Below are 5,412 nucleotides of genomic sequence, written 5' to 3' on the forward strand. Positions count from 1 at the left end.
CCGCCTGCTCCGACGAGCCCTGCGCCAGCGACTGCGAGGTCGCGCTCACTTCTTCCGAAGCCGCCGACAGCGAATCGGCCGCCGCCCTCACCTTGCCCACCGTCTGCGACAGGCTCCCCACCATGCACTGCATTGCGTACAGCAGGCTCGACTGGTCGCCCTTGCGCAGCTTCACCGCCACCGTCAGGTCCCCGCCCGCAACCCGCTGCGCGACCTCCGCCGCGTACCCCGGCTCGCCTCCCAGCTGGCGCACCAGACTGCGCCCGATCAGCACCGCGACCACCAGCCCGAGCAGCACCGCCGCGCCGCCCAGTGCCGAAATCAGCATCACCGCCGCGGCGACGCGCTCGTTGGTCGCGCTGCCGCCCTTGTCCATCAGCGCATCGCCGACCGACACCACGTCATTGACCCGCTTGCGGTACAGGGTGGCGACCGCGCTGTACTCGCCGAGCAGATACTCGCGCGCCTCTTCGCGGCGGCCCTCGTCGACGAGCTTCATCAGCTGATCCTGCATCGGAATGTACTGCTCGCGGCTTTCGACCACCGCCTTGAACAGCTCCTTGCCGCGCGGCGTCGCCAGCCGCGGCCCGAGCTCGGCCCAGGTCTCGCCGAGCAGCTTGCGCCCGCCCAGGATCCGCTCCTTGGCCTTCTGGATGCGCTCCGGGTTGTCGGCGATCACCAGATCGCGCCCGCCCATCGCGACTTCATTCACCCCCACCAGGCCGTTCTGCAGCATCTGCACCTTGGGCCAGGTTTCATTGACCATCTCGTCCACATCGGCGTTGATCAGCATCAGGCGCTGGATGCTGATGCCCGCCACCAGCACCAGCAACACCAGCACCATGCCAAAGCCCAGCCCGAGCTTCACGCTCACTTTCATGTTTCTGAACACTGCTTTCTCCGCTTGTGATTTTGCCTTGCCTGCAGGATGCACACTTCCTTGCGCACCCCACGGATTCTTCTCGCCGGCTATACGACCAGCGCGCGCGCGCGTTGCCCGCTGCCGGTCAACCGGCCTTCGTGCGCAATCGCGCGCTGGACCAGTTGCGGTACATCGAGGATCAGTGCCACTTCGCCGGTCCCCAGGATCGTCGACCCGGCGATTCCCGCGACCTTCTCAAACAGCCGGCCGAGCGGCTTAATCACCGTCTGGCACTCGCCCAGCAGCCGATCCACCACGATCCCGGCCTGGCGCCCGGCGAAGCGCACCACTACCACGCTCTGGCGCACAGGCGGTACGCCCTCGATGGCGAACATCCGGCGCAGGCGCACGAAGGGCAGCACTTGGTCGCGCAGGTTCAGATAAGCCGCCTCGCCAACGCCGTCGGGCAGCTCGATGCATTCGTGTACCGCATCGAGCGGCAGGATGAAGCTGGCCTCGCCGACACCGACGCGGAAACCGTCGATGATCGCCAGCGTCAGCGGCAGGCACAGCCGCATCCTAGTGCCCTGACCGGGCGTGCTGTCGATGTCGAGGCTGCCACGCAGAGCCTCGACGTTGCTCTTGACCACGTCCATGCCGACGCCGCGCCCGGACAGGTTGGTGACCTGAGTGGCGGTGGAGAAGCCGGGTTCGAGGATCAGGCGATGGATTTCCGCCGTCGTCAGATGGGCCTCGGGCGCCACCAGGCCGCGTTCGACCGCCTTGGCGAAAATGCGCCCCGCATCGAGCCCGGCGCCGTCGTCGGCCACTTCGATGACGATGCTGCCGCTTTCGTGATAGGCATCGAGCTGCAGCGTGCCGCGCGCCGGCTTGCCCGCCGCCAGCCGCTGTCCGGGCGACTCGATGCCGTGGTCGATGGCGTTGCGCACCAGGTGCATCAGCGGATCGCCGATCTTTTCCACCATCGACTTGTCGAGTTCGGTCTCGGCGCCGCCGATGCGCAGTTCGATGTCCTTGCCCAGTTCGCGCGAGACGTCGCGCACCACGCGCGGGAAGCGGTTGAACACTTCGCCGATCGGCGTCATGCGCAGGCGCAGCGCGGCGTCGCGCACATCCTCGACCAGGCGCAGCAGGTTGGAGGCGGTCTCGTGCAGTTCGCGGCTGTTGGTCAGCTGCGCCTGCAACTGGGTCGCCGCGCCGGCGATCACCAGCTCGCCGACCTGATCGATCAGCGCATCGAGGCGGTCGGCCGGGACCTTGACGCTCTTGGCTTCGCTCGAGCGCCGCTCCTCGGCGGCACGCTGCTTGCCGAGCGCGGCCTCGACCACCTGCGGCTGCACCACCGCCTGTTCGACCAGCACCTGGCCCAGGCGCTGCGGCGGCACCGCGGCCTGCTGGCACGCCAGCGCCTCTTCGAGCTCACGCGGCGTCAGCGAACCGCAGGCGACCAGGATCTCGCCCAGCCGACGCTGGTCCTCGTCGAGCGATTCGATCAGGGCGATGAAATCTTCGACGCGGCTGTTCAGCGGCACGATGGTGATCGTCGCGCTGTCCTGGACGAACTCGAACACGCTCTCGATCTCGGCCTTGCCCGCCGGGCTGCGCAGGGCCACTTCGAACCCGAGCCAGCACACTTCCGGGTCACCGGCCTCGAGATCGGGCAGCGCATCGGTGACGGTCTCGACATGGACGAGTTCGCCCAGCGTGCGCAGATAGTGGATGAAGGACAGCGGGTCCATGCCGTTGCGCAGCACTTCGGGGCCGAAGCGCAGCGACAGATGCCAGTGCTCGGCGCCGATCGGCACGCTGCTGCCGGCCTCCACCGTGCATGCCGGCTCATCGGCGAGCGGGGCCTCGGCCGGGACCCCGCCGCCGGCCTCACCGGCGAAGACCCGCAGGCGCGCCAGCAGCGGCGCCCCGGCGGCTTCCTCCACGGGGTCACCGGCAGCGATCGCGGCGACCTGGTGGGCGATGTGGTCCTGCGCTTCGAGCAGCAGGGTCACCAGCTCGCCGGAGAACGCCAGATCGCCGTTACGCAGGCGATCGAGCACGTTCTCCACGCCATGGGTGAAGTGCACCACCGCATCCAGGCCGAACAGTCCGGCCGAGCCCTTGATCGTGTGGGCGCAGCGGAACAGCGCATTCATGTCCTCGCCCCCCGCCTCGCCACGGTCGGCACGCAGCAGGATGTCTTCCATCTGCGCGAGCAGTTCGCGGCTTTCTTCGAGGAAGGTGGCCAGCGCCAGCGAAAGATCCATGTCGCACACTCCTAATGCGCCGGGCGCGCATCGGCGACCAGCAGCGGGTCGCCGAGCACGCCGCCCAGGTTCGCCAGGTCGAGCAGGCGCAGCACCGCATCGGCATGATTGACGAAGCGCACGGTCTTGCCCGCGCAGCGCTTGGCCATCAGCATCAACTGCAGGCCGGCGGTGTCGATTTCCTCGATGCGGCCGAGGTCGATCTCGAGCTCGTCGTACTCGTGCAGTGCCGCCAGCCACTCGGTGCGCAGCTCGGCCACGGTATAGATGCTCAGCTCGCCGCCGGGCTCGAGGCGGAACGCGGGAGCAGAAGACGGCGGGGTCGGCCCGGTCGGCCGGGTTTGTGTGGTCATCGTGCCGCGCTCACATGATCAGCTTCGAGACCGCGGCCAGCATCTGCTGCGGCTGGAAAGGCTTGACCACCCAGGCGCGCGCGCCGGCTTCCTGCCCCAGCCGTTTCTTCTCCTCGGCGGCTTCGGTGGTGAGCATGATCACCGGCGTGAACTTGTAGGCCGGGTTCTTCTTCACTTCACGCACGAAGCTGATCCCGTCCATGTTGGGCATGTTCACGTCGGAAATGATCAGATGCACCTTCTGCCCGTTGAGCTTGGCCAGCGCATCGCGCCCGTCGCAGGCGTCGATGACCTCATAGCCCGCCCCCTTCAGCGCCATGCTCACCACCAGGCGCAGCGACGCCGAGTCGTCGACGATCAGTACGGTCTTGGACATGAATGCTTCCCCCACTAAAAGAATGTGATTTCCCCGCCCGCGGCGGCGCTGGCCGGCTCGTCCTTGCGCCCATGCTGCTCGAGCGTGGTGTAGGTGCGTTCCAGTTCCGCGACCCAGGCCGCGGCATCGATCGGCGCCGGCAGCTCGCCGCGCCGCTGGCGCGACTCGTCTTCGGCCACGCGTCCGGCCAGGCGCGCCATATCGACGCCGACCGCGGACAGGATCTGGCTCACCCGGTCCTGGAATTGCAGATGGACGATCACGCCCTCGACGCGTTGCTGCACTTCGGCGCCGCTGCGCTCGAGCGCCTGCGCGCTCTGCTCCATCGCCGAGCCGACGCGGTCGAAGCGGTCGAGGACGCGGCCGATCGCCGCCTGCGACTCATCGACCAGGGCCACGTCGCGCTCGGCCATGCGCGCCGCCGCCGCCTGCGCCTCGGCCATCGCGGCGTGCGCCAGCTCGACCTTTTCGCGGATCCGCCCGCCGGTCGCCGCCGATTCGTTCGAGAGCGTGCGCACTTCGCTCGCCACCACCGCGAAACCACGCCCGACCTCGCCCGCGCGCGCTGCCTCGATCGCCGCGTTGAGCGCCAGCAGGTTGGTGTGCCTGGCGATCTGGCCGACTTCGCCCGCCATCCGCATCAGGTCTTCCGTCACCTGTCCCAGCCGCTCCACCGCCTGCGACAGGGTCTGCTTTTCGGCGAGCGCGGCATCGAGCCCGGTGAGCACGCCGTCGAGCTCGACGCGGGCATGGGCGAGGACGCCGACGACGCTGTCCTCGCCGCTGCGCGCGGTCGCGGCATGGGAGCGGGCGAGGGTCTCGCCGAGATGGTCGAGAATCTCGCCGAATGCCTGGGCGAGCTCACCGACCGCCGTTTCCATCTGGCTGCGCGAGATGTCGACGTGGCTGCTCCAGCGTTCGAGCGAAACCTGCGCGACCTGCTGCAGGCTCTCGGCATATGCCATGTGGTGCGCACCGCCGGACTCGTCGGCCGCCGGCCGCGGGCGGAGCGCGGTGCGCCATAACCAGGCTCCCGCGACAAGCGTGAGCAGCGCCAGCAGGCCCGCCAGCAGTGCGCTCGCCAGCCCCTGGCCGAACACGGCCGTGCCTCCTGCGCCGAGCAGCCCCGGCCCCAGGATCGCCGCGCCTCTGGCGGCATCCGACGCCCCCCCGATCCGAATGTGTGACAGCACCCGCGACTCCCCTTCGATCATTCCGTGATGCGGACCTCCATCCTGCGCGCGCCGGTTTTCCATCCGGCGGCGGCGGCGGCACGCAGTTCCGTTCGCCTCGCGTGCGGCGCCAGTGGCACGCCTTGTGCACTGCCGCATCGGCGAGGGGCGCGATCTTACCCCATTCTTCCGGCATCCGGCCGGAGCTGGCCGGCATCGGCCAAGGCCTGCCACCCGCGCCGGGGCCGCGGTGCCGATTCTTCGAGCCGGAACTGGCCTACCAGCTGCTGCAGCTGCGCCGCCTGGGCGCTCATCTCCTCGGCGGTCGCCGACAGCTCCTCAGAGGCCGACGCGTTCTGCTGCGTGGTCT

Annotated in this window: 5 protein-coding genes and 1 pseudogene; all 6 read right to left on the reverse strand. The window is 69.0% G+C overall.

Annotated elements, in window-relative coordinates; translation table 11 throughout:
- The coding region (locus MXC99_RS00700; protein ID WP_247723717.1) for an MCP four helix bundle domain-containing protein at window positions 1–880 on the reverse strand (880 nt) is incomplete at its 3' end.
- 89 nt (window positions 881–969) lie between these two features.
- Window positions 970–3,141, reverse strand: coding sequence for a chemotaxis protein CheA (locus tag MXC99_RS00705; RefSeq protein ID WP_247723718.1), 2,172 nt, complete (start codon window positions 3,139–3,141; stop codon window positions 970–972).
- An 11-nt stretch (window positions 3,142–3,152) separates the two neighbouring features.
- A complete protein-coding gene (locus MXC99_RS00710; RefSeq protein WP_247723719.1) occupies window positions 3,153–3,494 on the reverse strand; it encodes an STAS domain-containing protein in 342 nt (113 codons plus the stop codon).
- A 10-nt stretch (window positions 3,495–3,504) separates the two neighbouring features.
- On the reverse strand, window positions 3,505–3,870 hold the full coding sequence (locus MXC99_RS00715; RefSeq protein WP_107221318.1) for a response regulator: 366 nt from the start codon (window positions 3,868–3,870) through the stop codon (window positions 3,505–3,507).
- A 14-nt stretch (window positions 3,871–3,884) separates the two neighbouring features.
- On the reverse strand, window positions 3,885–5,063 hold the full coding sequence (locus tag MXC99_RS00720; protein ID WP_247723720.1) for a methyl-accepting chemotaxis protein: 1,179 nt from the start codon (window positions 5,061–5,063) through the stop codon (window positions 3,885–3,887).
- Window positions 5,064–5,218: 155 nt separating this feature from the next.
- Window positions 5,219–5,412: pseudogene (locus MXC99_RS00725) on the reverse strand (methyl-accepting chemotaxis protein); the annotation flags it as partial.

The sequence above is a fragment of the Thauera aromatica genome, from assembly GCF_023093595.1.
GTDB lineage: Bacteria > Pseudomonadota > Gammaproteobacteria > Burkholderiales > Rhodocyclaceae > Thauera > Thauera aromatica_A.

What these genes read in the sequence shown, in the direction of transcription:
- MXC99_RS00705 (WP_247723718.1), bottom strand. Translation starts at nt 3,141, where the DNA reads ATGGATCTTTCGCTGGCGCTGGCCACCTTCCTCGAAGAAAGCCGCGAA.
- MXC99_RS00710 (WP_247723719.1), bottom strand. Translation starts at nt 3,494, where the DNA reads ATGACCACACAAACCCGGCCGACCGGGCCGACCCCGCCGTCTTCTGCT.
- MXC99_RS00715 (WP_107221318.1), bottom strand. Translation starts at nt 3,870, where the DNA reads ATGTCCAAGACCGTACTGATCGTCGACGACTCGGCGTCGCTGCGCCTG.